General features: G+C 59.2%; 25 protein-coding genes. 6 read left to right on the top strand and 19 right to left on the bottom strand.

Going from position 1 to position 26,612, the window contains the following annotated elements:
* Positions 1–17 precede the first annotated feature (17 nt).
* Genes A7976_RS03765 through A7976_RS03740 form a run of 6 tightly spaced genes read right to left on the bottom strand, consistent with a single transcriptional unit; the run spans position 18 to position 7,710 of the window.
* A complete protein-coding gene (locus A7976_RS03765) occupies positions 18–1,520 on the bottom strand; it encodes a CYTH and CHAD domain-containing protein (protein ID WP_067107063.1) in 1,503 nt (500 codons plus the stop codon).
* Positions 1,510–2,145, bottom strand: a complete 636-nt coding sequence (locus A7976_RS03760) for a ParA family protein (protein ID WP_067107060.1) — start codon at positions 2,143–2,145, stop codon at positions 1,510–1,512. Before A7976_RS03760 ends, A7976_RS03765 begins: the two co-directional genes overlap by 11 nt.
* A gap of 5 nt (positions 2,146–2,150) precedes the next feature.
* Positions 2,151–4,289 carry an EAL domain-containing protein gene (locus A7976_RS03755; RefSeq protein ID WP_067107057.1) on the bottom strand — a complete coding sequence of 713 codons (2,139 nt, stop codon included), beginning with the start codon at positions 4,287–4,289 and terminating at the stop codon, positions 2,151–2,153.
* A gap of 1 nt (position 4,290) precedes the next feature.
* Positions 4,291–5,208 (bottom strand): ABC transporter substrate-binding protein, encoded by a 918-nt coding sequence (locus tag A7976_RS03750; protein WP_067107053.1) that lies wholly within the window; start codon positions 5,206–5,208, stop codon positions 4,291–4,293.
* Between the two features lie 3 nt (positions 5,209–5,211).
* Positions 5,212–7,245 carry a TonB-dependent siderophore receptor gene (locus A7976_RS03745; RefSeq protein WP_067107051.1) on the bottom strand — a complete coding sequence of 678 codons (2,034 nt, stop codon included), beginning with the start codon at positions 7,243–7,245 and terminating at the stop codon, positions 5,212–5,214.
* A 9-nt stretch (positions 7,246–7,254) separates the two neighbouring features.
* Positions 7,255–7,710: a histidine phosphatase family protein gene (locus A7976_RS03740; RefSeq protein WP_067107049.1), complete on the bottom strand. Its 456-nt coding sequence runs from the start codon at positions 7,708–7,710 to the stop codon at positions 7,255–7,257.
* Positions 7,711–7,780: 70 nt separating this feature from the next.
* Between A7976_RS03740 and A7976_RS03735 the strand changes: the two genes are divergently transcribed.
* Entirely contained in the window at positions 7,781–8,758 is a 978-nt protein-coding gene (locus A7976_RS03735) for a phosphoglycerate mutase (protein WP_131800992.1), read from the top strand.
* Entirely contained in the window at positions 8,751–10,442 is a 1,692-nt protein-coding gene (recJ, locus tag A7976_RS03730) for a single-stranded-DNA-specific exonuclease RecJ (RefSeq protein WP_067107044.1), read from the top strand. Before A7976_RS03735 ends, recJ begins: the two co-directional genes overlap by 8 nt.
* 48 nt (positions 10,443–10,490) lie before the next feature.
* Here recJ and A7976_RS03725 read toward each other — a convergent pair whose 3' ends face one another.
* Positions 10,491–10,925, bottom strand: a complete 435-nt coding sequence (locus A7976_RS03725; protein WP_240483777.1) for a hemerythrin domain-containing protein — start codon at positions 10,923–10,925, stop codon at positions 10,491–10,493.
* Between the two features lie 295 nt (positions 10,926–11,220).
* On the opposite strand from A7976_RS03725, the gene A7976_RS03720 reads away from it, so the two are divergent.
* Positions 11,221–11,433: a hypothetical protein gene (locus A7976_RS03720; RefSeq protein ID WP_067107041.1), complete on the top strand. Its 213-nt coding sequence runs from the start codon at positions 11,221–11,223 to the stop codon at positions 11,431–11,433.
* 134 nt (positions 11,434–11,567) lie between these two features.
* On the opposite strand, the gene A7976_RS03715 is transcribed toward A7976_RS03720, so the two are convergent.
* A complete protein-coding gene (locus tag A7976_RS03715) occupies positions 11,568–11,921 on the bottom strand; it encodes a hypothetical protein (RefSeq protein ID WP_067107038.1) in 354 nt (117 codons plus the stop codon).
* 138 nt (positions 11,922–12,059) lie between these two features.
* Here A7976_RS03715 and A7976_RS03710 point away from each other — a divergent pair, with 138 nt between their 5' ends.
* A complete protein-coding gene (locus A7976_RS03710; protein ID WP_067107035.1) occupies positions 12,060–12,803 on the top strand; it encodes a ferredoxin--NADP reductase in 744 nt (247 codons plus the stop codon).
* Positions 12,804–12,870: 67 nt separating this feature from the next.
* Here the strand turns inward: A7976_RS03710 and A7976_RS03705 are convergent, their stop codons facing one another.
* The 3 genes from A7976_RS03705 to A7976_RS03695 form a co-directional block, all read right to left on the bottom strand.
* Entirely contained in the window at positions 12,871–14,331 is a 1,461-nt protein-coding gene (locus tag A7976_RS03705) for a DEAD/DEAH box helicase (protein WP_082877962.1), read from the bottom strand.
* Between the two features lie 201 nt (positions 14,332–14,532).
* A complete protein-coding gene (locus tag A7976_RS03700; RefSeq protein WP_067107029.1) occupies positions 14,533–14,940 on the bottom strand; it encodes an MAPEG family protein in 408 nt (135 codons plus the stop codon).
* On the bottom strand, positions 14,937–15,659 hold the full coding sequence (locus tag A7976_RS03695) for a pseudouridine synthase (protein ID WP_067107418.1): 723 nt from the start codon (positions 15,657–15,659) through the stop codon (positions 14,937–14,939). The genes A7976_RS03700 and A7976_RS03695 overlap by 4 nt, the downstream gene beginning before the upstream one ends.
* A 57-nt stretch (positions 15,660–15,716) precedes the next feature.
* On the opposite strand from A7976_RS03695, the gene A7976_RS03690 reads away from it, so the two are divergent.
* A complete protein-coding gene (locus A7976_RS03690; RefSeq protein WP_082877961.1) occupies positions 15,717–16,493 on the top strand; it encodes an RNA methyltransferase in 777 nt (258 codons plus the stop codon).
* A 105-nt stretch (positions 16,494–16,598) separates the two neighbouring features.
* Complete coding sequence (locus tag A7976_RS03685; protein WP_240483776.1) at positions 16,599–18,770, top strand: bifunctional diguanylate cyclase/phosphodiesterase; 2,172 nt, start codon at positions 16,599–16,601, stop codon at positions 18,768–18,770.
* On the opposite strand, the gene hslO is transcribed toward A7976_RS03685, so the two are convergent.
* The 8 genes from hslO to cheY form a co-directional block, all read right to left on the bottom strand.
* Positions 18,767–19,645 (bottom strand): Hsp33 family molecular chaperone HslO, encoded by an 879-nt coding sequence (gene hslO / locus A7976_RS03680; protein ID WP_067107023.1) that lies wholly within the window; start codon positions 19,643–19,645, stop codon positions 18,767–18,769. The genes A7976_RS03685 and hslO overlap by 4 nt on opposite strands.
* 95 nt (positions 19,646–19,740) lie before the next feature.
* Positions 19,741–20,673 carry a tRNA glutamyl-Q(34) synthetase GluQRS gene (gluQRS, locus tag A7976_RS03675; protein WP_067107021.1) on the bottom strand — a complete coding sequence of 311 codons (933 nt, stop codon included), beginning with the start codon at positions 20,671–20,673 and terminating at the stop codon, positions 19,741–19,743.
* 19 nt (positions 20,674–20,692) lie between these two features.
* Positions 20,693–21,013, bottom strand: coding sequence for a DUF3301 domain-containing protein (locus tag A7976_RS03670; protein ID WP_067107018.1), 321 nt, complete (start codon positions 21,011–21,013; stop codon positions 20,693–20,695).
* 4 nt (positions 21,014–21,017) lie between these two features.
* Complete coding sequence (locus A7976_RS03665; protein WP_067107015.1) at positions 21,018–22,220, bottom strand: PilT/PilU family type 4a pilus ATPase; 1,203 nt, start codon at positions 22,218–22,220, stop codon at positions 21,018–21,020.
* 43 nt (positions 22,221–22,263) lie between these two features.
* Complete coding sequence (locus A7976_RS03660; protein WP_067107012.1) at positions 22,264–23,478, bottom strand: EAL and HDOD domain-containing protein; 1,215 nt, start codon at positions 23,476–23,478, stop codon at positions 22,264–22,266.
* Between the two features lie 92 nt (positions 23,479–23,570).
* Positions 23,571–25,403 carry a chemotaxis protein CheA gene (locus A7976_RS03655; protein WP_067107009.1) on the bottom strand — a complete coding sequence of 611 codons (1,833 nt, stop codon included), beginning with the start codon at positions 25,401–25,403 and terminating at the stop codon, positions 23,571–23,573.
* Positions 25,404–25,421: 18 nt separating this feature from the next.
* Positions 25,422–26,189: a protein phosphatase CheZ gene (cheZ, locus tag A7976_RS03650; protein ID WP_067107006.1), complete on the bottom strand. Its 768-nt coding sequence runs from the start codon at positions 26,187–26,189 to the stop codon at positions 25,422–25,424.
* A gap of 16 nt (positions 26,190–26,205) precedes the next feature.
* On the bottom strand, positions 26,206–26,595 hold the full coding sequence (gene cheY, locus A7976_RS03645) for a chemotaxis response regulator CheY (protein WP_067107003.1): 390 nt from the start codon (positions 26,593–26,595) through the stop codon (positions 26,206–26,208).
* Positions 26,596–26,612 lie beyond the last annotated feature (17 nt).

The raw sequence follows: 26,612 nt of genomic DNA, 5'->3' as shown, positions 1-26,612 counted from the left end.
TTCGGATTCGCAGTCCGTCATTCCCAGAACGGACGGGTGTCGGAGAGGCGGTTCCAGTCTGCTTTCAGTTTTTTTAGCTGGCGTTGGGTGCTCAACGCATTCCAGCCCTTGACGATCAGCGGCACTTCGCCCAGTGCCTTTCCCGGACGGCTACCCATCAATCGGGCGATCAGGCGGTCCGTGACAGCCATGTCGTTGAGCTCGCCCAAGGTGTCAAGCATGCGCGCAAGGCGGCGCAGGTAGGGCCGGGTTTGCTCTGTCGGATACAGGCTCGCGAAGAATTCGGCGGCGTATCGCAGTTTTTTCGCGGCAATGCGGGCGGCGTGGCGCTCTTCTCCCGACATTTCGTGCCAGCGCTTGCCGTGCTTGCGCAGCCGGCGATGGCGTTTTTGCAGGGTAGCGCGTGCGAAAGCGTCCAGCGTCGTTGCGTGTTTGCCGGCCGGCGCCTGTTCCATCCAGATGCCCAGTCGCAGCAGCAGGCGCTGGTAGCGCTGCGAATCGAGCGCGGCGGATACGGCCTCGTGCGCGCCCTGCTGTGCCCGGCACGCATTTTTCTCCAGCTTCTCCAGGCCGGGGTGTGCCAGTTGCTGGCGTATCGGCGGCAGGGTTGCCTGCAGGAAGACATCGAGATCGCGGGCTTCGCCCAGCGTCGCTGCCAGCCATTTCAATTCCGCCCGGAGGTCGTCGGCAGGGGGCATGTGTTCGGCGAAGATCGCCATCGCCGAGCGCATGCGCCGCAAGGCGACGCGCATCTGATGCACGCCTTCCGCATCATTGCCAAATACCACCACGTCGTGGTTGCCCTGCAAATGCGCGAGGCACTCCCACAGAATGGTCCGGCAGGCCTCGACCACTGTCATCTTGCGATACAGGCTTACATCACGCGCACGCCTGGCCTGGGCCGGTTGCGGCCGGTAGTGGGCATAGCCGCGCTGCGCCTTGCTGACGTTTTCGATCCACAGAGGAATATCGTCCAGCAGCGTCAGCGCGAATTCGAACAGGCGAACGGGCTCGCCGGCCTTCAGTTCCAGCTCGACTTCGCAGATCGGCTCACGCTTGTCATCGACGATGAGATCGCCGAGATCGAGCGCCATCTCGATCTGGCTGCCTTCGGCGGGCGCAAGTTGCCATTCGGTGCGCCGCACGTCGGTGGTGAAGATGGGCCGCAGCGCGGCGCGCAGGTCGGGGTCGTCGAAAACCTGGGTCAGCGCCGGGTCGGTGATCTTGCTGAAGTCCGGTTCGCCGTGGGCGATGATGTCCTCCCATTCCATGCGCTGGTGCAGTCCGGCCAGCGAATGCCCGGCGCCTTTCACCGCCTGGAACCAGCCGCCGGACATGCGCCGCACGCGCAGGCTCAGGTCGGTGTCCAGCAGGGCCAGCGCGGGGGTGTCGTAATAGATGCTGGTGAGGCGGCGCGTGATGGGTTTGCCTGTGAGTGCCTGCCGCACCGCCGGATGATGGCGCAGACGCGAGACATCGGCGGCGCGAATGCGCAGCTTGAGTTCTACTTCATTGGGCATGTTTGCCCGTGGAGGTCAGCCAGTGGAGTAGCGGCGCCCATTGCTGCAAGTCGCGTGCGACCAGCGACGGGCGGATGTCGAACAGGCTCGCGCCTTGCTCCGCTGCCAGTGCGTATACCTGGGCGTCGCGCAGGCTGGTGGGTACGGCGAAACCGCTCGTGCTCAAGAATTGATTCAGTGTCGCGGCCGAGTGGGTGCGCGCATCCACGCGCATGCCGACGAGGCCGACCGCGACGCGCTCCTTGCGTACGGCCTTTTCCTCGCGCAGCGCGTCCAGAAATTCGCGAGTGGCGCCGATATCGAATGCCGAGGGCTGCATGGGCACGAGCACCCAATCCGCCAGTTTGATCGCTTCAGCGAGCTTGTCGCCGTGCAAGGCAGCAGGTGAATCGAGAATGGTCCATTCCGCGCCGGGATCGGGCTCCCTGTGCTTGCGTCCGTCAACCCCCTGGATCAGCGGCAACTTGTATGGACGGCGCTGCAACCAGCCGAGCGAGGATTGCTGGCGGTCGAGGTCGGCGAGCACGACACGGCGGCCGCGCGTGGCGAAATAACCGGCCAGGTTGGTGGCAAGCGTGGTTTTGCCGCTCCCGCCCTTGGGATTTGCAATCAATACTGTACGCACGGTGATTAGTCCTGGAGCCCATTCTGGGACTCGGTTTTCAAGGGTTGCCGATCCAGGCTCATGATGGCCTGCTCGATCGGTACGGGCTTTCCGAGATGGAAGCCCTGTCCGTAGTGTACCCCCATCGTCTCAAGTATTTCCACCGCCTGGGCGCTTTCCACGAACTCCGCGATGGTCTTGATCTGCATGGCCTTGGCGATGCCGTGGATGGATTGCACCATCGCCAGGTCGATGGGGTTGGTGGCGATATCGCGCACGAAAGCGCCGTCGATCTTGATGAAGTCCACTTGCAGGTTCTTGAGATAAGCGAAAGACGACATGCCGCTGCCGAAGTCGTCCAGCAGGAATCCGCAGCCTACACCCTTCAGCGTCTTGATCAGTTCTATGGTATGGGCGAGGTTGACGATGGCCGCGGTTTCGGTGATCTCGAAGCAGATGCCGGTCGGCGGTACGCCGTGCAGGATCATCTGGTCCATGATGTAGCCGAGCAGTTCCGGGTCGCCCAGCGAAACGCCGGACAGGTTGATGGTGAACACGCACTGTATTTCGCTGCCGCGCTTGTTCAGCATCTCGCGGTAGACGGCCAGGGCGTTGCGGATCACCCAGCGGTCGATGGCCGGCATCATGTGAAAGCGCTCTGCCGCCGGAATGAATGCCATGGGCGGAATGATCTTGCCTTCCGGCCCGAGCTTGCGCAGCAGTATTTCGAAATAGCGGTTCTCGTCGGTGTTCGAGCCCAGTGGCAGGATGGGCTGGCAGTACAGGCAGAAGCGGTTTTCCTCGAGCGCCTGGGTGATGCGGGCGATCCATTGCATTTCGCCGTGCCGCCGCGCCAGGTCGTCGTCTTCCGGCTCGAATATATGAATGCGGTTGCGCCCATTGTCCTTGGCGGCGAAGCAGGCGCTGTCGGAGGCGCTCAGCAGGTTCTCGACGGACGCCGTCTGGGCCGTGATGGCAATCATTCCGATGCTGACGCCTACGCCGAAAATCTTGTCTTCATGCACAAAGCGGAACTCGCCCACGATATCCAGCAGTTCCTGCGCCATCTGGCGCGCATCATGGATGGAGCAGTTTTGCAGCAGCAGGCCGAATTCGTCGCCGCCGAGACGCGCCAGCGTGTCTTCTTCGCGGATGCGCTGACGCAGGATCAGGCTCAGCTGTCGCAGCAGGGTATCGCCGGCATGGTGTCCGCAGGTGTCGTTGACGATCTTGAACTGGTCAAGATCCATGTAGCAGAACACATGCTGCGTGCCAAGCTCGCGCGCATTCGCCAGCGCGCGTTCCAGCCGTGCCTCGATCTCGCGGCGGTTGATCAGCCCGGTCAGCACGTCGTGGCGCGCCTGGTAGCTGAGTTGCTGCGTAGCTTCGTCGATGCGTTCCTGCATTGTGCCGTGCGCCAGTTGCAGCCGTGTGGACATCTCGTTGAATCCCCGTTCCAGCGCGCCCAGTTCGCCCGAGGAGGCTTGCTGTACGCGGGTGTCGAGATGGCCTTCCGCAACTTTCCCCACCGCGTCGGCCATTGCATGAATGGACCTGGCGATACCGCGCCCCATGCGCCAGCCGATGATGCCGCTGATCGCCAGCCCGAGCAGGCCGATCAGCAAATTCTGGCCGATCATGTTTTCCTTGAGGTTTGCGAGGTCCGCGGTCGCCAGCACCACGAATACATGCCCTGCCAACTTGCTTGCCCGGCTTGTATCGTCACCGGAGAAACTCTGGTAATCGTCGATTTCAACCATGCTGCGGATGACCGGCGCGCTGAACATGATTTGCCCGTCGGTATTCCATTCGCTTGGCCGGTCTGTCTTGCTTTCTGCAGCGATAACTTCCTGCAGGATGGGTTTTCCGCTTACCGCCATGGTGCGGCCCTGGTTGTCCGTCACCAGCACGGCCTGAATGTCGTTTTCCTGCGTCATCGTGTGTTGCACCAGGTTTTGCAGGATGGCGGTATTGCCCGACACCACGCCATATTCGGAAGCGGCTGCCAATTGCAGCGCGATGATGCGCCCGCGCTCATGCAGGCCGCTGTCCAGTTCGGACAGGCTTTGTCGGGTGGAGTGCGCCGTCAGCAGCACGGCGATGATCAGCGCTGGCAAGATGGCCAGCACGAGTACGCGGGTTCGTATATCGGCAAAAGTTTTCATGCTATTGCTCTTCCTTCATCAGGGATTCCGTCAGCGACTCTGCATCCTGAAGATCGAGGCCGAGCGAACGCGCAACCTGACGATTGATGCCGACGGAAAAATAGCGTGGTGGCTGGAGGGGCGGCAAGGCTTTCTGCCGCTCGGGAAATTGGTCGGCGACTTCTGCCGCCTGGCGTGCAATGTCGGACGGACTGCTGTAAACCGCCGCGAGTGCCCCGGCGGTTACGTAAGCCTGCGAATAGCCAATGACCGGTTTCTGGTAACGGTAGCTGGTGAGCAACAAGGTTTGCGCGGTGCCGGGCTGGTGTACCAGCGGATCGGGCACGGCGAGAAGCGCGTCAGAGAGCTCAAGCAATGGTTTCAAGGCAGGCGTGAGATCGCCTTCCGTCTGGATGGTGGCCATGATCGCCTTGAGGTCGTTATCAGCCGCCGCCTTGGCGAGGAATCCGTTGCTGCGCGTTGAGATTGGCCCGAGCAGGATGCCGATGTTCTTCGCTTGCGGGAGCAGCATATGCAGCAACCGCATCTGACGGGATGGCGGTTGGTCGAGGACGATGGCGGAGAGGTTGTTGTTACTTGCGGATGCGCGGATTTTCTCGAAGGCCGGCTGCGGAATCAGAACCCCGAGCACGGCCTGGTTTCCGTTCTGCCTGGCGGCATATTGCAGCGCCTGGACACCCACTGCGACGACCAATGCTCCCTTGTCGGCTTGAAAAGCCGGCGTGTCGGCGATGCCGCGCACGCTGATCTGGCGGCCGCTGCGATTGCCCAGGCGTCCCTTGAATTCCCGGATGAATTCATCGCTGGTATTCGAGGTGTTGCCGACGAGCACGACAATGCGATCGTAGGCGCATGCGGCAGGCGCGAAGGCCATCAGTGGAATGAGACAGGCAAGCAGTGTCAGGGCGCTGCGCAACATGCGCTAAAAGTCCACGCGGTACTGAAGATAGGTGCGCCGCTGCATGCTGTTGTAGCGGGCAAATTCCTGATAGTCGTAATCGAAGGCATTCTGCGAGGTCAGGGAAATCTGGTTTTGTGTTCTGCCCAGGGTGAAACTGCGGGCCAGCCGGAGATCCCAGTGGCGGGCAGAGTCAACGTGATTGCCGTCGCCGGGCATTTTCGTCTCGCCCAATTGGTAATAGCCGACCGTGCCCATCCAGCCGCTGCCGAAACGATGCCAGGCCAGCAGGCTGAAGCTGTTGACCGGCATCGACGCTTGCAGTTCTTCGAAACGCGAGGCTTCACTGCTGCTGGTGAAGGTGGTATCCATGTCCGGATTGATGCGGATGTGGGAAAAATTGCCGATGATGCGGGTGTGCGATCCGAGCCGCAGTTGCGCCTGTGCTTCGAAGCCGTGAACCGTCAGGTCGCTGCTGTTGCGGTTGCCCAGGGTGCGGTCGGAAATCGGCGTCAAATCGGCCGGATGGGGAAAAGGCTCTATCCGGTATTGGGCGATGACATCGCGGATCTGATCGTGAAATAAACGGGCATCCAGCGACAGCGCGCCCACTTGGCCTTGATAGCCCAGTTCGCGGGAAGTGATGCGTTCCGGCGATAATCTGCCCGGATTGAGAAACTGCTGCTCGAAGAGCGTCAACCCGGGCACGGCAGTAGGAATCAGAATGCGCATGTTGAATTTCTCTTCCAGCAGCGTGGGGGTTCGCGTTGCCGTGGAGATGCCCGCACGCAAGGTATGGCCGGGAGCGAGCTTGTAATTGACGCTGAAGCGCGGCGTCAGGTCGGACCCGGTCATGCTGTTGTGTTCCAGCATGGCGCCGGCATTCACAATCAGCCGTTGGACAGGATTCCATTCAAGATGCCCGAACAGGCGCGAAAGGCGGAAGCGTTCCGTGTCGTCGGTTCCCAGAAACACCTCCGATCGCGTGCGGTCGAGACGAAGGCCGCCACCCCAGGCCAGGCGGGTGGTGGCGCTGGGGGCAAAGGTATGTTGCGCTTCCAGATCGTAGCGTTCGGTCATCACCTCGTGATCGAACGCTAGCCTGGGATTCAGTAGCGGGACGGGGAGGAAGGACAGATCGGCTGATCGCACATGATCGTCCGAGACATCGTACGAGTGATAGGCCTGGATTTTGAATTCGGCTTCCGGCCCGAGCGTGCGGCGCCAGTTCAATTGTTCGAAATGGTTGTAGACCTCTTTGGTGCGTGGCAGGAACACCAGCGCATCTTCTTCCAGCATGCCTTCTTCGCGGTCGCCGCCGTTGTAGCCGAACTGGAACTCCAGCTCGTCCTGCGCGTTGAGGCGATAGTCGGCGCGCAGGTTGAGAATGCGGATGCGCTTGTCGTCATTACGCGCCTGGATGCCTTGATCGTTTTTCAGGCCTGCCGTGATGCGGTACTGCAAGTCGCCCTCTTTGCCGCCGTGGCGCAATGTCAGGCCTTTGCGATCACTGCCCGAAGTCAGCACCGCCATGTTGCCCAGGGTTTCCGAGGTATGTTTGGTGATGATGTTGATGACGCCGAGAAACGAGTTCGCGCCGTGGCTGGCGGAATTCGGGCCGCGCGTGACTTCGATGCGGGCGATATCCTCGATGGCAAGCGGGATGTCGCTCCACTGCACGCCGCCGTAGATCGGCGAGTAAACCGAGCGCCCATCGATCAGCACCTGCATGCGGCGCGAGTAGGCATCGGTCAGCCCGTGGTAGCTGACGGTGGGGTTGACGGTATGAAAATAGCCGGCGTTGTGGCCGACGTACATGCCGGGCACCAGGCGGAAAATATCGGCGAGGTCGACGACTCCGGATGCGCGTATTGTTTCCTCGTCGATGACGGTGACCGCCGATGGACTTTCATCCACCGGCTGCGCAAGGCGCGACACGGTCAGTACCGTGGGCATCTCGCCAAGGTAGGCTTCCTCGCTCAGCTCGGTAACATCGGCGGCAAAGGCATGACAGGGCCAGGCTACGCAAAGAACCACAAGTAAGCGCTGGATGGCCATCGCCGCCGATCAGTCCTGCAACATGTCCGGAGAAATCATGGCCTTGAGGGCGATATCCTGCGGGTCGCCGCGCCGTGCGCTAAACCACCAGACGGCACCTTTCTTGATGCTCATGGAAGGAATCGCGCTTTCAAGAATGATGGATGCGACTTCACCCAGGGTCGGCTGGTGGCCGACGATCAGCGCGCTTTGCGAGTGATTCGGCCAGCCGGCCGCCGCGAGCACGGCTTCCGCCGTGGTATCCGGAGCGAGGGCTTCCAGCGTGCTAAAATCCACGCCGAGCGCTGCTGCGGTTTGCTGGGTGCGCCGCGCAGGGCTGACGAGTATGCGAGTGCCTTCCGGCAGGCGAGGCTTCAGCCAGGCGGCCATGTGTCTGGCCTGCTTTTGTCCCTTGGAAGTCAGTTCTCGCGCCATGTCGGGAATACTGTCCTCAGCTTCCGCATGGCGCCACAATATTAGTTCCATCGTGACGATGCTTTTTTTGAAATATGGCGAATACTAGCGCACTTTGATTGTAACGACATTGAAATCCGAATTGCATTGCCAACTGCTGTTGCCGGGCTTTGCCCGCGGCACGCTTGCTGCCTCTGCAGCCGGGCCTGCATTGGGCACGCTTTTGCGTCACGCGCAACGCGAGTTTGCGGGCAATGCCGCCGATTGGCTATGCCGCCGGTTCGATGTCGCACCACAGCAGGATATTCCGGCAGCGCCTTTTGCCGCGCTGGGCGACGGCTTGCAGCCGGACGGCTACTGGCTTTGTGCCGACCCGGTTTCGCTGGTGTTGCATCGCGACAGCTTTGCCCTCGCCGAATGTACGCCCGCGTTGCGGATGGAACAGGCGCAACAGTTCGTTGACGCGCTGAACCGCCATTTCGCAGCCGATGGCATGTGCTTCCATGCGGCCGACGCGCGGCGCTGGTATCTCGATCTCGCGCAGCGGCCCGATCTGCGCACACATCCTCTGGCGCAGGTGATGGGGCGCGATATCCAGCCATACTTGCCGCAAGGTGGTGACGGCCTGAAATGGCACGGCTTGCTGAACGAACTGCAAATGCTGCTGCACGCGCATCCCGTCAACGCCGATCTGGAACAGGGCGGGGAAATGCCGGTAAATAGCGTCTGGCTGTGGGGCGGCGGCGAATTGATTGCCAGAGCGCCGCAACCGGAGTTGTCGATCTGGGCGGATGACGCGCTGGCGCGCGGCTTGGCGATGGTGCATCAAAGCCGCCTGGCGGTGCTGCCGTCTTCCGCTCGGGACTGGCTGCGGCAGGCGCATGATGCCGGCGAGCATCTCGTGGTACATCCGCGTTTGTCTTCGATGGAGCCGCAACAGGCACTGGAGCGACTGGAAAAAGACTGGTTCGCTCCGTTGCTGGATATGCTGCGCAAAGGCCATGTGGCGCGATTGACGTTGCATCTCGCCGGCGACACCGTATACAGCTTTACCGTGACGCGCGCCGATCTTTGGAAATTCTGGCGCCGCGCGCGGCCTCTGGAGAGTTATCTTGGTTAGTATCGTGACCCGCAGTTTCGGCTCCGAACAGGCGGAAACCTTGCAGCAGTCCGGGCGTCATCGCGTATTGGCGCGCATCCTGGCCGCCCGCGGCATTGTTTCACCGGCGCAGCTCGAATATTCCCTGGCCGGGCTGATTTCGCCGGCGCAGATGAAAGACCTGGGCCGCATGGCCTCGCTGCTGGCGGATGCCATCGCGCAGAAAAAACGCCTGCTGGTGGTGGCCGACTACGATACCGACGGCGCCACGGCATGCGCAGTGAGCGTGCGCGGGCTGCGCATGATGGGCGGTGAAGTTGACTACCTCGTCCCCAATCGCTTCGAATACGGCTACGGCTTGACGCCGGAAATCGTCGCGTTGGCCGCCGAGCGCAAGCCGGATTTCATCATCACCGTGGATAACGGCATTGCCAGCGTCGAGGGTGTGCGTGCCGCCAAGGGGCTCGGCATCGAAGTGCTGGTGACGGATCACCATTTGCCGGGCGATGAGTTGCCCGACGCGGCGTGCATCATCAACCCCAACCAGCCGGGCTGTGACTTCCCCAGCAAACACCTGGCGGGCGTGGGCGTGGCTTTTTATCTGATGCTGGCATTGCGCAGCGAGTTGCGCGCACGCGGCGCTTACGACGGCAAGCCCGAACCCAACCTGACCGAGCTGCTCGACCTGGTGGCGCTTGGCACGGTAGCCGACCTGGTGCGGCTGGACGACAACAACCGCATTCTGGTCGAGCAGGGCCTGCGCCGCATACGCGCCGGCAAGGCCTGTCCGGGGGTAGAGGCGCTGTTGCGCGTGGCGGGACGCGATTTGCGCCGCGCCACGGCACAGGATTTCGGTTTCGGCGCCGGGCCACGGCTGAATGCGGCGGGGCGGTTGCAGGATATGTCATTGGGGATTGCCTGCCTGCTCGCGGAAACGAGCGCCGAGGCGATGCTGTTCGCGCAACAGCTCGACGCGCTCAACCGCGAGCGGCGCGATATCGAAGCCGACATGCAGGAATCCGCGCTGCTGAGTCTTGAGGAGATCGATCCGGGCGAGCATTACACGCTCAGCATTTACGAGCCCGAGTGGCACCAGGGCGTGATCGGCATTCTCGCCTCGCGCATCAAGGAGCGCTTTCATCGGCCGGTGATTGCGTTCGCTCCGGGTGGCGACGGAGTGCTCAAGGGTTCCGGCCGTTCGATTTCAGGGCTGCATCTGCGCGATGCGCTGGATCTGGTGTCCAAGCGCCATCCCGATTTGATCCTGAAGTTTGGCGGTCATGCGATGGCGGCGGGGCTATCCATTGCCGAACGCGATTTTGAGCGCTTTTCGACAGCTTTCGAGGCCGTGGTGCGCGGCCTGCTGACCCCGGCCGATCTTGAAGCCATTCTCGAAACCGATGGCCCGATTGCGCCGGAAGATATCGATCTCGGCCTCGCCGAGTTGCTGGAAAATCATGTGTGGGGGCAAGGGTTTGCCGCACCGGAGTTCGACGATGCATTTCAGGTGGCGGAGCAGCGGATTGTGGGGGAGCGCCACCTGAAGCTACGCCTGGAAAAATCCGGGCGTCGCTTCGAGGCGATCCTGTTCAATTGCATCGACCAGTTGCCGGCGGTCATACGCGCTGTTTACCGGTTACAGGTCAACGAATACAACGGCAGTCGCAATGTGCAACTGGTGCTGCGGTATTGGGAACACGCCTGAGATAGCGAGCTTGCGTCCTCACGCATTCCATGCTTTCCGCAGGCTGAGTCAGTGATGGAACTGCTTTAGCAGTTCCTGTTTGTGCTCCATTATTTCTTCCCCGAGCGCCGCTGTATCCAGCTTGCTTTTCTTCACCTTGGGGAACATTTCCTTTTCTTCTTCCTCGATGTGGTGGTTCACGTATTCGCCTAGCACGATCACCATCGCATCGTAATGTTCGTCGCTCGGTTCGCAAGTTTCGATCTGACCGATCAAGGACTTGGCGCACTCATGTTCGACGGCGGCTTCGTTCATGATATCGGAGGCATTGATGGCCTCGCGTACCGCCGGGTAGAAAATTTCTTCTTCCAAGGTGGCGTGCACCTTGAGTTCCTGACAGATCATTTTGGCCAGTTCAGCCTTTTCGCGCTTGGTGGATTTGTCGCTGCTCGACAGCTTCTCGAAATCCTTGAACATCTTCTGCACTTTTTTGTGATCGTCCATTAACATTTCCATCGCATCCATGGATGCAAGTTTGGATGATTTGGAAGTTGAAGTTGAGCGTGAGGTTTGCGTATGTTGCATTTTGATGACTCCTGAGGGTTGTTGTGACGACGTTGAAAACTCTCGATGAGCCCATCATAATTTTTCGCGGGATTAAAAATGTCGGCGTTCTTCCTATAATCCTGTAGGAGTTAAAAGCCTTTATAAAACAATAATTATGTAATGAAATTCCGACATGTAAATCGGACGCTGATCCCTTAAAGTGAGCGGTCGGCAGCGGTAGCATGAGCTCACGTTGCTGGTTTTGAACGGCAACGTTTTTTCTTTAAATGAGAAGGAGCAAATGATGCCTGAGCAAAAATCCACGCGTGGCGGCACCCCTGAGCAACATGCCAAGGCTGGCAGCCAGAGCCACAAGAATTCTTCGCAATCCAAGAGTTCGCCTAGCCGTGGCGGCAGCAGTGAACAACATTCCAAGGCGGGTAGCCAAAGCCACAAGAATCGGTAACGTTTCGTAACAAGCCGCATGCCGGAGGGTAGGCGGTAAAACGGCCTGGAATGTCCAGGCCGTTTTTACAAATACGGGCGGATAACGCAGTTCGTTGCCCTGCAACACTATGTTTGAGACGGTCTGACAAGTGCTTAATGCGCCGACAGCTTGCGGTCGATGCTGGTCAGCAAGCCCTTTCGGTGCTTGTGTTTCAATTCATAAGCGCGAATTTTCCGCAATTGGGCGGCGGAAAGGGACTCCATCTGCCGCTCCACCTGACGGATGGTCAGTTTCTGGAAGTCAGGCAAGGGGAGGTTGCGATCCGGCGATTGGCCGCGTGCATCCTTCTCCTTTTCATCCTTGGTCTCGCCATACATCTTGCGTTGCTTGTTGACGATACGTGCCGCGACTTCTTCTTCGCGGCCCGGGTAACGATGTTCCTTCTCGAACTTGTGTTCCAGTTTCTTGTATTCACGTTCTCGCTTGGGGCTGACTCCTCTTGGCATGATGATTCTCCTTGAGTTAAGGATATGTGATTACTTTACGACCTGTCTGGTTGTCGCAAGTTCTGCCTTGAAAACGCGTAATATCATTATGCCTACGCGCGTTTTGCAAGATCACTGGACGTAACGGAAAGGAAGAGCATGGCGGCCTGGATTCACGGGAAAGTCGTTGATCACAAAAGATGGAATGAAAAGCTGCACACCTTGTATATCGATGCAGCGATCGAGCCTCACCAGGCCGGCCAGTTCGTCAAGATCGGGCTGGAAATAGACGGTGAAATCATCGGGCGGCCATATTCGCTGCTCAATCCCCCCAGACATACGCCGCTGGAAATCTATTACATCCATGTTCCTCAAGGGCAGTTGACGCCGCGACTTATCCAGCTGGAGGCGGGCGATGACATTCTGGTTTCTCCGCGTGCCAACGGCTTCATGGTTCTCGATGAAATCCCGCAGGCGAAACATCTGTGGTTCATGGCGACGGGCACCGGTGTCGGGCCGTTTCTGGCGATACTGGACGAGGGCAAGTTATGGGCGCGTTTCGAGCGGGTTGTGCTGGTGTATGCGGTGCGCACGCTGAGCGAACTCAGCTATCAGGAGCGCATCGCCGCGCTTGCGGCAGCAAATCCTGAGCGCTTTGCCTTTGTTCCTTTCATCAGCCGCGAAACATGGCCTTTCGCGCAGCCGGGGCGTATTCCCCAGGCGATCGAGAACGGCTCGCTGGAAATGGCGGCGGGCACCCCCATCCGCGCCGAAGACAGCCATTTCGTGCTGTGCGGCAACCCGGCCATGGTGGAGGATGTGACGCAATGCCTGATCGGGCGTGGATTCAAGAAACACCGGCGCCGCGATCCGGGGCATATCACGACGGAAAGCTATTGGTAATTCAATCGGTAGCAAAGAAAAGAAAATGGCCCGAACCGGGCCATTTCTTTTTTATACCGCTAGCGTGTTAGCGCCCCCGGTAAACCGGCTTGGGTGAAAACAGCGCCGGTTGCGGCATTGCCTGATGGCGCGCCGCTTCGGACATGTGCTGTTGCGGCTTGGCTTTCTGCGCTTGGCGCTGCTGGCCGTTTTGCGGCTGACCGTTGCGTGCGTTTTGCGCGCGCCCTTGACCGGCACTTGCGTCACGATTCCGGTCCGGCGCCGGCCCTCTGCCACTGCGAGTCTGGCCGTTTCCCTGCGGGCGACCCTGGCCTTGCGCGGATTGCGGGCGGCGTTGCTGTTGCTGACGCGGCGGACGCGGCGCTTCCGGTTCGGCGCGCGCAGGCGGCTCGAAACCTTCGACGGCAATCTTCGGGATATCGCGCTTGATCAGCTTCTCGATATCCTTCAGCAGCTTGATTTCTTCATGATCAACCAGCGATACGGCAGCGCCGCTGGCACCCGCACGGCCGGTGCGGCCGATGCGGTGTACGTAGTCTTCCGGCACGTTGGGCAGTTCGAAATTCACCACTTGCGGCAACTGGTCGATATCCAGCCCGCGCGCGGCGATGTCGGTCGCAACCAGCACCGGGATGCTGCCGTCCTTGAACTGCGCCAGCGCCTTGGTGCGCGCCGACTGGCTCTTGTTGCCGTGGATCGCGGCGGCGGGAATGCCGTCCTTGACCAGTTTTTCAGCCAGGCGGTTGGCGCCATGCTTGGTGCGGGTAAAGACCAGTACTTGTTTCCAGTCGTGATGGCGGATCAGGTGGCTCATCAGGTCGCGCTTGTGGCTTTGCGGCACCAGGTGCACGGTTTGCGCCACCAGTTCCGAAGCCGTGTTGCGGCGCGCGACTTCGACGAAGCCGGGGTTATGCAGCAGGCCGTCGGCCAGCGCCTTGATTTCGTCAGAGAAGGTCGCGGAGAACAGCAGGTTCTGACGTTCCTTCGGCAGCAGCGCAAGAATTTTCTTGATGTCGCGGATGAAGCCCATGTCCAGCATGCGGTCGGCTTCGTCCAGCACAAGGATTTCGATGGCCGAAAGATCCAGCGTCTTCTGGCCGACGTGGTCGAGCAGGCGGCCGGGCGTGGCGACCAGGATATCCAGCGGTTTGCGCAGGCGCGTGATCTGGGGGTTGATGCCGACACCGCCGAACATCACCATCGAGGAATGCTGCAGATATTTGCCATAGGTTTGCACCGATTCCTCGACCTGGGCCGCGAGTTCGCGCGTCGGGACGAGGATCAGGCAGCGCGGACGGCCGGGCTTGGCGGCCAGCGGTTTTTCGCTCAGCAGATGCAGGATAGGCAGCGTGAAGCCGGCGGTCTTGCCGGTGCCGGTTTGTGCGCCTGCCAACAGGTCGCCGCCCTTCAGTACTTGCGGAATGGCTTGCGCCTGCACCGGGGTGGGTTTGGTATAGCCGGCGTCGGCAATCGCGCGCAGCAGCGGTTGTGCCAGACCGAGGTCGGCAAAAAGAATTTCAGTAGACAAGGTAAAACTCCTGCGACGGCCTGCCACTCACGTTGAGGGCACCAATCGAGGCAGACGAGTTATATGGTCGAAGACCGGATGAGAAAATGACCGGTGCGTTGATTGGTAGCACGCACGGTAGCCGCGGATTATACGCAGACTGACTCGAATAGCCAGCGATTTCTGGGGAAAGTGGACATAAGCGACGGCGTTGCGATTGCTCTAACCGGCAATGACAAGACGCATCAAGGTTGAAAACAGCAGATAAAGCGCCGCGAGTGCAATGCTGGCAAAAGTCAGGTGCATGCCCAGGGCGCGAAATCTGAAGTTCTCGCTTGCATGGCTCACGCCGTAGGCATGGATGCATCGGCCGATCAGCAGTAACAGGCAAAGGATGTGTACCAGCAGGAGCGGTGCTGCCGTCAATTCGACAAACGTCAGCAGCAGCAAGGCCAGCGGCACGTACTGCGCGAAATTGTTATGTACGCCGATGATGCGGCGCAGGCGGAGATTACCGCCGTCGCCGATGGCGACCCTTTCCTGGCGTCGTGCTTTGATGACGCGTATGCTCAGCGCGACAAACAAGAGCGCCAGCAACGCGGCATAAAAGGGCACGACGATTGGCATCATTTTGTCGCGGCTTCCCGGGTCGGCAGCAGGGCTTCGAGGTCAGCCGGGCTCAGCCAGCGCCATTGGCCCTCGGGCAGATCTTTCGGCAAGGCGAGGCGGCCGATGGCGATGCGTTTCAGCGCCTCAACCCGATTGCCGGCTGCCGCTACCATCCGCTTTACCTGATGGTATTTGCCTTCGCCCAGGGTGAGGTGCAGCAGCCTTTCCGAGATCGCTTCGCAGCCCAGCGCGGCGATGGGGGCCGGTTCGTCGTTAAGCTGCACGCCTTGCAGCAAGGCGGCAACGAGCTTTTCATCTGCGGCATGCTTCAGGGTGACTTCGTACACCTTCGGTACTTTCCATTTGGGCGAGCCCATGCGATGAATGAACTGGCCGTCGTCGGAAAACAGCAGCAGGCCGGTGGTGTCTTCGTCGAGACGGCCGATATTCTGTACGCCGCGCTCGCGCAATGGCATCGGCAACAGGGCGTGCACGCCTGGATGATGGGCCGGCTTCAGCGAGCATTCGTAACCGGCGGGCTTGTTCAGCATCAGGTGGGCTTTTTCGCGGTATTCCCACGGCTCTCCCTTGACGGTAAAGCGCAGGTTATCCGTGCTGAAATCCGCGAATGGGTCGTCGCACGGCTCGCCGTTGACGGTCACTTCGTGATGGCGGACCAGGATGCGGCACAGTTTGCGCGCGCCGAAGCCCTGCGAGTGGAGAATACGTTCAATCTGCATGAGGGCAATCTTTGAGAAGGTCTTGAATTTATAATGGCCGGATACTACAGGCATTCTATGAAAAACATCATATCCCGGGACAATCCCACCTACAAGCAACTGAAGAAGCTGACCGAATCCGCTCGGGAGCGCCGCAAGGCGGGGCGCACACTGCTGGATGGCGTGCATCTGATCGAGGCATATGTGGCGGCTGGCGGCAAGCCGGAGCTGCTGGTGGTTTCGGAAAGCGGGGTCGCGCATGAGGAATGTTCCCGCCTGCTTGAAAGCATCATCGCACCGCAAACAATCATGCTGTCGGACGCGCTGTTTGCCGAAGTTTCCCCGGTCGAAACGCCCGTAGGCATTCTGGCGCTGGTGGAAACGCCGCATTCCAGATTGCCGGAAACGCAGGATTTCTGTGTGCTGCTGGAGGATATCCAGGATCCCGGCAATATCGGCTCCATCCTGCGTTCGGCCGCGGCTGCCGGGGCGCAAATGGCCTGGCTTACGCCGGGCTGCGCCGATGCCTGGTCGCCCAAGGTGTTGCGCGCGGGCATGGGGGCGCATTTTGCGATGGCGGTCGAAGAGCGCGTCGATCCGGCTGAAAAGCTGGCGGCGTTTGGCGGAATTTCCATCGCAACCAGCCTCGATGCCGATCAGTCGCTTTATGCTCTCGATCTCACTGGGCCAGTGCTGTTTCTGGTCGGCAACGAGGGCGCCGGTCTTTCGCCGGCGTTGCAGCGCATGGCCTCCGTGCGCGTCACCATCCCCATGTCAGGCAGCGTCGAATCGCTGAATGCCGCTGCCGCATCCGCCATCTGCTTTTTCGAGCGTGTAAGGCAACTCTCGCACTAATTGCGTGCGTGTGCACTTTGGTGACGCCTCATGATGGCGTATACCACCATTTTCGGCCTTCTTGTGAAGACTATCATCGGCATGAAATCTGCTTGATCATGCCTCATGAACAGTCCCGGCACCGAATTTCCCATGCTCGAATTGGAGAGGCATGTGCTACCGCTTGCGCCGAATATCAAGTTGAGCGCCAACCTGCGCGCATTGCTGGAAGACCGCGAGCGTATGCTGGATTCGCTGCTGGATAATCTGGAGGGCATGGTCTACTGTTGTCTGTGGGACGAAAACTGGACGATGATTTTCATCAGCCAGGGTTGCCGGGCGCTGACAGGTTACGAGCCCGGGGACATGCTCTACAACAATCGTATTTCTTACGAGCAGGTCACTTTCAAGGCCGATCGGGAATGGGTGCGCGCGCGATTCATCGAGTCGGCGAATGCAGGCGAGGTTTTTGAAGCGGAGTACCGGATCATGCACGCCGACGGCGGGGTGCGCTGGGTGCTTGAGCGCGGTATGCCGTTGTATAACGAGGCGGGCGAAGTTGAGGCGTTGGAAGGTTTTATCCAGGACATCACCTTGCGCAAACGGAGCGAAGAAGCGGCGCGTGAAGCCGAGGAACGCTACCGCTCGATTTTTGAGAATGCCATCGAAGGCATTTACCAGACGACACCCTCCGGGAGATACCTGAATTTCAATCCCGCGCTGGCACGGATCTACGGTTACGAATCGACCCAGGATCTGGTTGAGGGCATTTCCGATATCCAGAAGCAATTGTATGTCGATCCGGGGAAGCGGCAGGAGTTTGTGAGCCTGATGCAGGCGCAGGGCCGGGTGCAGCATTTCGAAGCGCAGGTGTATCGCAAGAATGGCGATGTCATCTGGATTACCGAGAACGCGCGCGAAGTGCGCGATGCGGACGGCAACCTGTTGTTTTACGAAGGCACGGTGGAAGACATCACCGAGCGCAAGAGTTACGAGCGGCAGATCGAATACCAGGCGACGCATGATAGCCTGACCGGCTTGCCGAATCGAACCCTGTTGTCGGATCGCCTGCAGCAGTGCATGAGTTTTGCCGACCGCTATCACTCCAAAGTGGCGGTGGCATTCGTCGATCTGGATCAATTCAAGATGATCAACGACAGCATGGGGCACCATATCGGCGATGAGTTGCTGGTGGCCATGTCAGCACGTCTCGCGGATTGCGTGCGCGAGTCGGATACCGTCGTGCGGCTGGGCGGGGATGAATTCGTCTTGTTGATCACGGGGCTCAATCGGGTCGAAGATGTGGCGCAGAGCATGCAACGCGTATTGGCGTCAATCGCGCAGCCATTTGTCATTAATAGCTGGGATTACACGGTATCGTGCAGTATCGGTGTCAGCATTTACCCGGACGACGGCAACAATTACAACACACTTCTCAAGAGCGCGGATTCGGCGATGTACAAGGCCAAGCACGCCGGACGCAACAATTTCCAGTTTTATACGCGCGAACTGAATGCCGCGCTGCTGGAGCGTCTGGATATCGAGTATCGTCTGCGCCGCGCTCTCGAAAACGAGGAATTCCGGCTGTATTATCAGCCTCAGATCGATATCGCGAGCGGTCGCATCTGCGGTGTGGAGGCCTTGATCCGATGGCAGCCGGAGGGCGAGGAGATGGTTTCGCCAGGAAGCTTTATCCCCGTTGCAGAAGAAACCGGAATGATCGAGGAAATCGGTTATTGGGTGCTCTTTACCGCTTGCCGCCAGGCGCGCGAATTGAGAGAAAAATTCGGATATCCGGTGCCGGTCGCAGTGAATGTTTCGCCGCGCCAGTTCCGGCAACCGGGTCTCGTCAACATGGTGGAAACCGTGTTGCGCGATTCCGGGCTGGAAGCGAAATGCCTGGAGCTGGAGATCACCGAAAGCATGCTGGTGCACGACACCGAAAAATTCATCGAAACCTTGCACGCCCTGAAAGCGCTCGGGGTCAGTCTCGCCATCGATGATTTCGGCACCGGTTATTCCAGCATGGCCTACCTGAAGCACTTTCCTATCGACCGCCTCAAGATCGACAAGGCTTTTGTCGACGATCTGGAGGCCGAGCCGGCAAATCTGGCGATATTGCGTGCCATCGTGGCGCTGGGACAAAGCCTGGGCTTGAAGGTGATTGCGGAAGGGGTCGAGACGCAGTATCAGTACGACTATCTGCGCAGCATAGGCTGCGACGAATTCCAGGGGTATTTTTTCAGCCGCCCGGTGACGGCTGAAGTGCTGGAAGGAATGGTGGGAAGTAGAGGTTAGTGCTTGGCTTCGCTGCCCGGCACCTTGATCGTGGTGACGAAAACCTGCTCCGCATCCACCGGATCGAATTCATAGCGTTGGTTGCAAAATTCGCAATGTACTTCGACGCGGCCATGTTCTTCGACTATGCTGCGGATTTCATCATGCCCCAGCATGCGCAGCATGCCGGTGACACTATCCCGCGAACAGGTGCATTCGAAGCGTACTTCCTGTGCTTCGAACAATCGGATGTCTTCCTCATGGAACAGGCGGTGCAGAATCTCCGGCGCGGGTAATTCGAGCAATTCATTTGGAGTCAGCGTCGCCGCCAGTTGACCTGCGCGGTTCCACGCGTCATCGTCACGAGCTTCCTGCTCGGGCATTTTCTGCAACAGCATGCCGCCTACGCAGGTGCTGTCCGCAGCCAGCCACAGCCGCGTTTCAAGCTGTTCGGAGCGCATCATGTAGTTCTGAAGCACTTCTGCGACGCTATCGCCTTCCAGCGGCACAATGCCCTGATAGGTCTGATTGCCGTCCTTGGGGTCCAGCGTAATGACGAAGCTGCCCTCGCCGATCAGATCTGCCAGCCGGGTGTGCGGCAGATCGCCTTTCCATTTTGCGGTCGCGCGCATTTTCAGGTCGCCGGTGCATTCCACCACCAGCAGGGAAATCGGGCCATTGCCCTGGATTTGCAGGATCAGCGAGCCCCTCAGCTTGAGGGTCGCCGCCAGCAGCGCGCTCGCCGCTACCAGTTCGCCCAGCAGGCCTTTCAATACGGGAGGGTAATTGTGCTGGGCCAGCATGGTTCGCCAGGCTTCGCCGACATGGGTGAATTCGCCCCGTATTGGGGCGTGTTCGAAAATGAAGCGGGACAAGGTGGAGTCGGTTATTGACATTGGAGACTCGGAATGGGGGCTAAAGGGCGCATATTATCAAACTCTTGCGACCAGAAGAGAAGCCCGTTGGTTCCGTGGCATGGGGGATTGCGGCATCAGGGTTTGGTCGTGGCCGAGACATGCGACGCATCTTGTGCCACGATTGCCCGTTGTTTAGGGATGTGCTCGATATGCCAATGCGCAACGGCCCATTTCCATAGCTCTGCCAGGTTTTCCCCCGCAAGTGCCTGAGGCGGTTGCTGACCCAGAAAATCCAATGCTTGCCATAGGGCAGAGACCGGTTGCGCCAGTTCGAGCGGCCGAGCCAATGTCTGCTTGCTGAGTTTTTCTCCGGCGATGTTTGTTGCGACTGGCAGATGGGCATAGCTCGGCGTGGGTAAATCCAGCCGCTGTTGCAGATAAATCTGGCGCGGCGTGGAGTCCAGCAGATCGGAGCCGCGCACTACGTGCGTGATGCCTTGCGCTGCGTCGTCTATCACTACCGCCAGTTGATAGGCAAAAAAACCGTCAGCGCGTTTCAATACGAAGTCGCCGATATCCCGGGCGAGGTTCTGTCGCATGGTTCCTTGTATCGCATCTTCGAATATGATTTCAGCTGCATCGACCCGAACCCGCCAGGCGCGCGGCACACGGTCTGGCGGCAATCCATCGCGACAGGTACCGGGATAAATGGGGCCGTCGACCCCCGGCATTGCGAAATCCATGATTTCCTTGCGCGTGCAGGCGCAAGGGTAGAGCAGACCGTCGTTCCTGAGTTTTGTTAGTGCTGCATCATAGAGCCCGCTACGCAGGCTTTGGTAAAGCACCGGCCCATCCCATTCGAATCCATAGGCTTCCAGCGTTCGGAGTATGGCATCCGCGGCCCCGGGCATTTCGCGTGGCGGATCGATATCCTCCATGCGAACCAGCCAGGTGCCATTGTGGCATTTTGCTTCAAGATAACTGCCAAGGGCCGCGACCAGCGAGCCGAAGTGCAAGGGGCCGGTAGGGGAAGGGGCGAAACGGCCACGGTAAGGTGCGTTTGCCATTCAAAGTGCGGAGTTCGGATTAATACAGCCGGACAACGTTGTCCAGGTGCGGCGGAATGTCGATGGCTTCGACCCGTTTGCCAAGCAGGGTGATGCTGCAATCAAGGCGTTCGATGCCGGTGTCGCTGACCTCGAAGCCATACGTGCGCTTGAGCTGCATGCGTCCGGCACCGTCGCGTCCGGCACGAAGCCTGATCATGCCTACGGTTTCGTCGAGAAACTGCAATCCGGATTTCTCGGCAGCTTCCTGGCCGGCCTTGACTGCGATTTCACGCGCCTTGATGCCATCCAGCCAGAGCCAGGCGATGATAGCGAGTGTTACGAGTAATGCGATTTCCATGCCTTTAACCTGCGGTTTTGGGAGTATCTGGGCCGGGCGCGGCGTCTAACGGCGCCTCTTCCTCGGGTTCCTCTTCGTGCAGCGAGAGATGATCGATGCGCGACATTGCGTCCTTGGACTTGGAATCCTTGCTGTGCAGCTTGAATCTCAAGCGCAACTCGTTGATCGAATCGGCGTTGCGCAGTGCGTCCTCTTCAGTGATCCGGCCTTCTTCGCACAGATTGAACAATGCCTGATCGAAGGTCTGCATGCCCAGCTCTATGGATTTCGCCATGGTCTCCTTCACCATATTGGTTTCGCCCTTGAGGATCAGGTCGGCAACCAGTGGGGAGTTGAGCAGGATTTCGATGGCAGCACAGCGTCCGCCGTCTTTTTTCGGCACCAGCCGCTGCGAAACAAAGGCGCGCAGGTTGAGCGAAAGATCCATGTGCAATTGCGCGTGCCGTTCTTCCGGGAAGAAATTGATGATGCGGTCCAGCGCCTGATTGGCGCTGTTGGCGTGCAGGGTCGCCATGCACAAGTGCCCCGTCTCGGCGAAGGCGAGCGCGAATTCCATGGTTTCCCGGTCGCGGATTTCGCCGATCAGGATTACATCAGGCGCCTGCCGCAACGTATTCTTGAGCGCGTTGAACCAGCCATTGGTGTCGCGGCCGACTTCGCGATGCGTAATCAGGCAGTTCTTGCTCGGATGCACATACTCCACCGGGTCTTCGATGGTGATGATATGACCGTAGGAATGTTCGTTGCGGTAATCGATCAGGGCCGCCAGCGTGGTCGATTTTCCGGAGCCCGTGCCGCCTACCAGAATGATCAGGCCGCGCTTGGCCATCATCACGTCCTTCAGTTGCGGCGGCAGGCCGAGTTCGTCGAAATTCGGAATCTTGGTGGTGATGGTACGCAGCACCATGCCGACATTTTCCTGCTGAACGAAGACATTGACGCGGAAACGGCCGATTTCCTTCGGCCAGATCGCAAAATTGCATTCTTTTTCCTGCGCGAATTCATTGCGCTGCTTGTCGTTCATCAACGCATGAGCGAATGCCTTGGTATGTTCGCCGGTGAGGCGCTGGGCATTGAGCGGCGTCATCTTGCCGTCAATCTTCATTGCAGGCGGAAAATCGGCTGAGATGAAAAGGTCGGAGGCTTTTTTCTCCAGCATGACACGCAGGAGATTGTGCATGTACGCCAGAGCCTGTTCGTTCGTCATGCGGAGTACTCGATCAGTGATTGAAGACGGTCAGGCTGGGTGTTCAAACACCCAGATTCTCGACCCAGGCCAAGGCTGCGATATGGCAGTTATTAACCTTGTCCGGATCGTATTGCAGGGAAGCCGCGAGTTCCGCAATGCGTGAGCTGTCGGCGTCTTCGCACGCCTCGGCGAGTTGCAGGAAAGGCCCGTAGATGCCTTCGCGGTTGAGCAAGGCATCGGTGACCGCCTCCGGCAGCAGGACCTTTTCGAGCACCTGATCCATGGGCATTTCCAGCATGGCATCGAGCAGGGAAAACACGCCGACAATGAAAAGATTGTCGCGATCGGTCTTGTCGAAATAGTCGGTGCCGAGGAGTTCCGTCAGGCGGCCGCGCGTGATCGCGGTTTTCATCAGCGCAGGCGAGGCGGCATTTTCACCGGCAGTGACCATCAGCAATGTCAGCCAGCGGTAGAGCTGTTTGGTGCCGAGGATAGTCAGCGCATGACGAATCGACTGGATTTCGCAGGAGAGCCCGAAGCCGACGGAGTTGATGTAGCGCAGCAGTTTGAACGAAAGCGCAGGATCGCGTTTAAAGCCGTTTTCGACGTCCTTGACGTCGGCATCCTTGCTCACCATGTTGAGCAGATCCAGCACGGAGGCATAGGTCGGATTGATGACGCGCGCGGTCAGTGTTTCCGGGTGGGCGAAATAGTATCCCTGAAAGTAATGGAAGCCCATTTTCTTGCAGGCTTCGAACTCCTCAGGGGTTTCCACCTTTTCTGCGACCAGTTTGACGGGCAATGTCTTGAGCTGGGCAAACAGCTTTGCGGTGTTTTCCAGGCCATGTTCATGTACGTCGAGCTTCACGTAATGCGCAAGCTTCAACAGCGGTATGGTTTCTGCGGTGGGCACGAAATCGTCGAGCGCGATCTGGAAGCCCTGCTCGCGCAATTCCTTGATGCGCTGGACGACGGCTTCGGTGGCGGGGACGTTTTCAAGGACTTCAAGTACGGTACGTTGCGGCGGCAGGAGTTCGAGAAATTCGCTGTGCAGCAATTCCTCGCTGACGTTGATGAATGCCAGTTTGTCGCCGAGCAGCCATTGAGCGCCCATCTCGGACATGGTGTTCACGAGTACGCGGGCGCAGGACTTCAGGTTGTCTTCAATGACGGCGTCATGAGCGTTGGCACTGTCTCGAAACAGCAATTCGTAAGCAATAATCTGCTGTTTGGAGTCGAGCAGGGGCTGGCGCCCGATAAATGCATGATCTTGCATTATGTTTTCCGTATAAAAATAATGGCTACCGGATTGCGGGAGGAAGGCAATCCGGTATTTCTAAAACCGTTGAAGCTCCGGAAAATGGCGAATCAAGCAAACAGTGCGGCCTTGGTATCCTGCGTTTCCACACTCAGCAGTGCTTCCATATCCAGTACCAGAACGATGGCGCCATCCCCTGTCAGAGTGGCTCCCGCAATACCCTTGGGCTTGATGTCATGCAGCGGTTTGATGACGACATCCGCCTGGCCGATGAAGCTGTCGATCGCCAGGATGAAATTGCTTTCCCCGCACTGCATCAGCACGCCGAATGCAGGCACGCCCGAGACTGGCCAACCGATCAGGCTGGCCAACGTGCGGATGGGCAGCACTTCCTCGCGCACGATCATCGTCGCCTTGCCGGACACGCGCTGCACATCCTCGGAGCGGATCGGCAATATCTCGCGCACCATGGACAGCGGCACTGCGAAAGGCTGCGTGCCGAGACGAACCATCAGCACCGGCAGGATAGCCAGCGTCAGCGGCAGCATGATGCGGAAAGTGGAGCCCTGGCCGACGACGGAAGTCACGTCGACGCGGCCATTGAGTTTCTGGATGTTGGTCTTGACCACGTCCATGCCAACACCGCGGCCGGAAACGTCGGAAATCTGGTCCTTGGTGGAGAATCCTGGCAGGAAGATCAGGTTGAGACTCTGTTTTTCATCCAGGCTGTTGGCCGTCTCGATGTCGATCAGGCCTTTTTCTACCGCTTTCTGACGGATCACATCGGCACGAATGCCGCGGCCGTCGTCAGTAATCTCGATGATGATGTGGTCGCCGACCTGTTCTGCGGAGAGGTGCACCAGGCTCTTGGCCGGCTTGCCGGCTGCAAGGCGCTCCTCCGGGCCATCCACGCCATGATCGACCGCGTTGCGGATCAGGTGCACCAGCGGATCGTTCAGATCCTCGATCATGGTCTTGTCGATTTCGGTTTCTTCGCCTGAGAGGACGAGTTCGACATCCTTGCCCAACTGGCGGGCGACGTCGCGAGCCAGTCGCGGGTACTTCTGGAACAGGCGGCCGATAGGCTGCATACGGGTTTTCATGACCGCGTTTTGCAGGTCGCCGACGAGAAGATCGAGATGGCTGACGGCTTCGTCCAGATCCTTGATGGTTTCCTGATCGACCTTGCCTTGCATGATGGCCGTACGCAGGCAGGTCAGGCGATTCTTGGTCAGGCCGATTTCGCCGGAAAGATTGAGTACCTGGTCGAGGCGCGCCGTATCGACGCGAATCGTGGTGTCCTTGGCTGATGCGGCAACGGCCGCGGTGCCGACGGCAGCAGGCCGTGGCGTGGGAGCAGCCGGTTTCGCCGGAACGGGCTGAACCTCAGCCGGAGGGGCGACCGGGGTTACGTGCGCAACGTGGGTGTCGCCACCGACCAGGCTATGGAAGAGCTGATTCCAGTCCGGTTCGCCGCTGAATCCTGCGACAGATGCGGCATCCGGGACTTGAGGCGAGGGCGTGCTTGGCGCTGGGGCGGCGGCTACGGTTTCTCCCGCCAGGACGGCGTCCAGCGAGGCAAGCAGGGCTGAATCGGCTGGGGAGGGCTGCTTTGCCGACGAAAGCTCGGCGAACATGTCGCGTACAACGCCGGTGGAGGCCATGATGACATCCATGATGCTCGGGTTGAGCGTCATCTCGGCGTTGCGCAGCTTGTCGAACAGGTTTTCCGTGCGATGGCAGAGCTTGACCATTTCGGTCGCGTTAAGAAAGCCCGCGCCGCCCTTGATGGTATGAAACCCACGGAAAATCTCGTTCAGCAGCTCTTTGTCGTCGGGGCGTTTTTCGAGGTCGACCAGCTTGTTGTCTACGCCGGACAGCAAATCCGAGGCTTCGGTCAGGAAGTCCTGCAGCATGTCCTCCATGCCAGCGAAATCACTCATGTTTTTCCCTTAAATAACTCAGAAACCCAGGCTGTCCAGCAGGTCATCCACCTGCGCCTGGCTGGTCACGACATCGGAGCGCCCATCGGCATTAATGACAGGACCGTTGAGCAGCGAATTATCCATTTCCTTCTTTTTATCTTCCGGCAGAGTCTCGATGAGCAGGGCAACCAGCTGGTTTTCGAGTTGTTGCACGGTCTCGGACAGTCTCTTGATCACCTGGCCTGTAAGATCCTGATAGTCCTGAGCCATTACGATATCCATCAGCTGTGCATTGGTCGCCTTGGTGCTCAGCGGAACCTCCTGCAGATAGCTGCGGGTCTGGTGCACAAGCGACTTGAATTGCTCGGTATCCAGCTTGCGTTCGAACAGCTCTTGCCAACGCGCGGAAAGCTGGGATGCGCCGGCCTCCATTTTCTGTTGCAGTGGCTTGGTTTCCTCGACGGCGTTCAAGGTCTTCACCGCAGCCTGCTCGGTAAGAGTCGAAATGTAATTCAGGCGGTCGCGTGTATCCGGCATTTTGCCGACGGCGCGTTCCAGCGTCTTGTCGTAGCCGAGTTCGCGCATGGTGTCGTGCAGGGCGCGCGTCAGGTGGCCGATCTGGGAGTGGACACCACCTTCCGCACCGCCGGCAGCCGGGATGGCCATGGCTTCGCGCTGGGCAAGGGCCGAGGCGGCTACTATTGGTTCGGGTGCCGCTGCTTCGGCCGGTTTCTCGGTATGCGCTTGCGCAATGCTGTCGAATAGTGCTTCGAGTTCGTCGGAATCGCCGTTATCAGTACTCACCTAATTACTCTCCTAATTACAAGCCGTGTTTTTCGAAGACTTTATTGAGTTTCTCTTCCAGCGTGGCGGCAGTGAAAGGCTTGACCACATAGCCGCTGGCTCCCGCCTGGGCCGCCTCGATGATGTTTTCCTTTTTGGCTTCTGCCGTCACCATCAACACCGGAAGATGCTTGAGGTCGGCGTCGGCACGTATGGCGCGAAGCAGTTCGATGCCCGTCATATTGGGCATGTTCCAGTCGCTTACGACAAACTGGAAGCTGCCGGACTTGAGCTTTTGCAAGGCAACGACGCCGTCTTCAGCTTCGTCGGCGTTGGTGAAGCCCAGTTCCTTGAGCAGGTTGCGGACGATCCGGCGCATGGTCGAGAAATCGTCCACGATCAGAATCTTCAGGTTTTTATCAGCCATTCAATGACCCCATGACT

Origin of the sequence: Methylobacillus sp. MM3, assembly GCF_001645185.1 — a bacterium.
In the GTDB taxonomy this organism is placed as follows: domain Bacteria; phylum Pseudomonadota; class Gammaproteobacteria; order Burkholderiales; family Methylophilaceae; genus MM2.
Note: the sequence above shows the minus strand (reverse complement) of the source record. Positions and strands in the feature narration are given on the sequence as shown.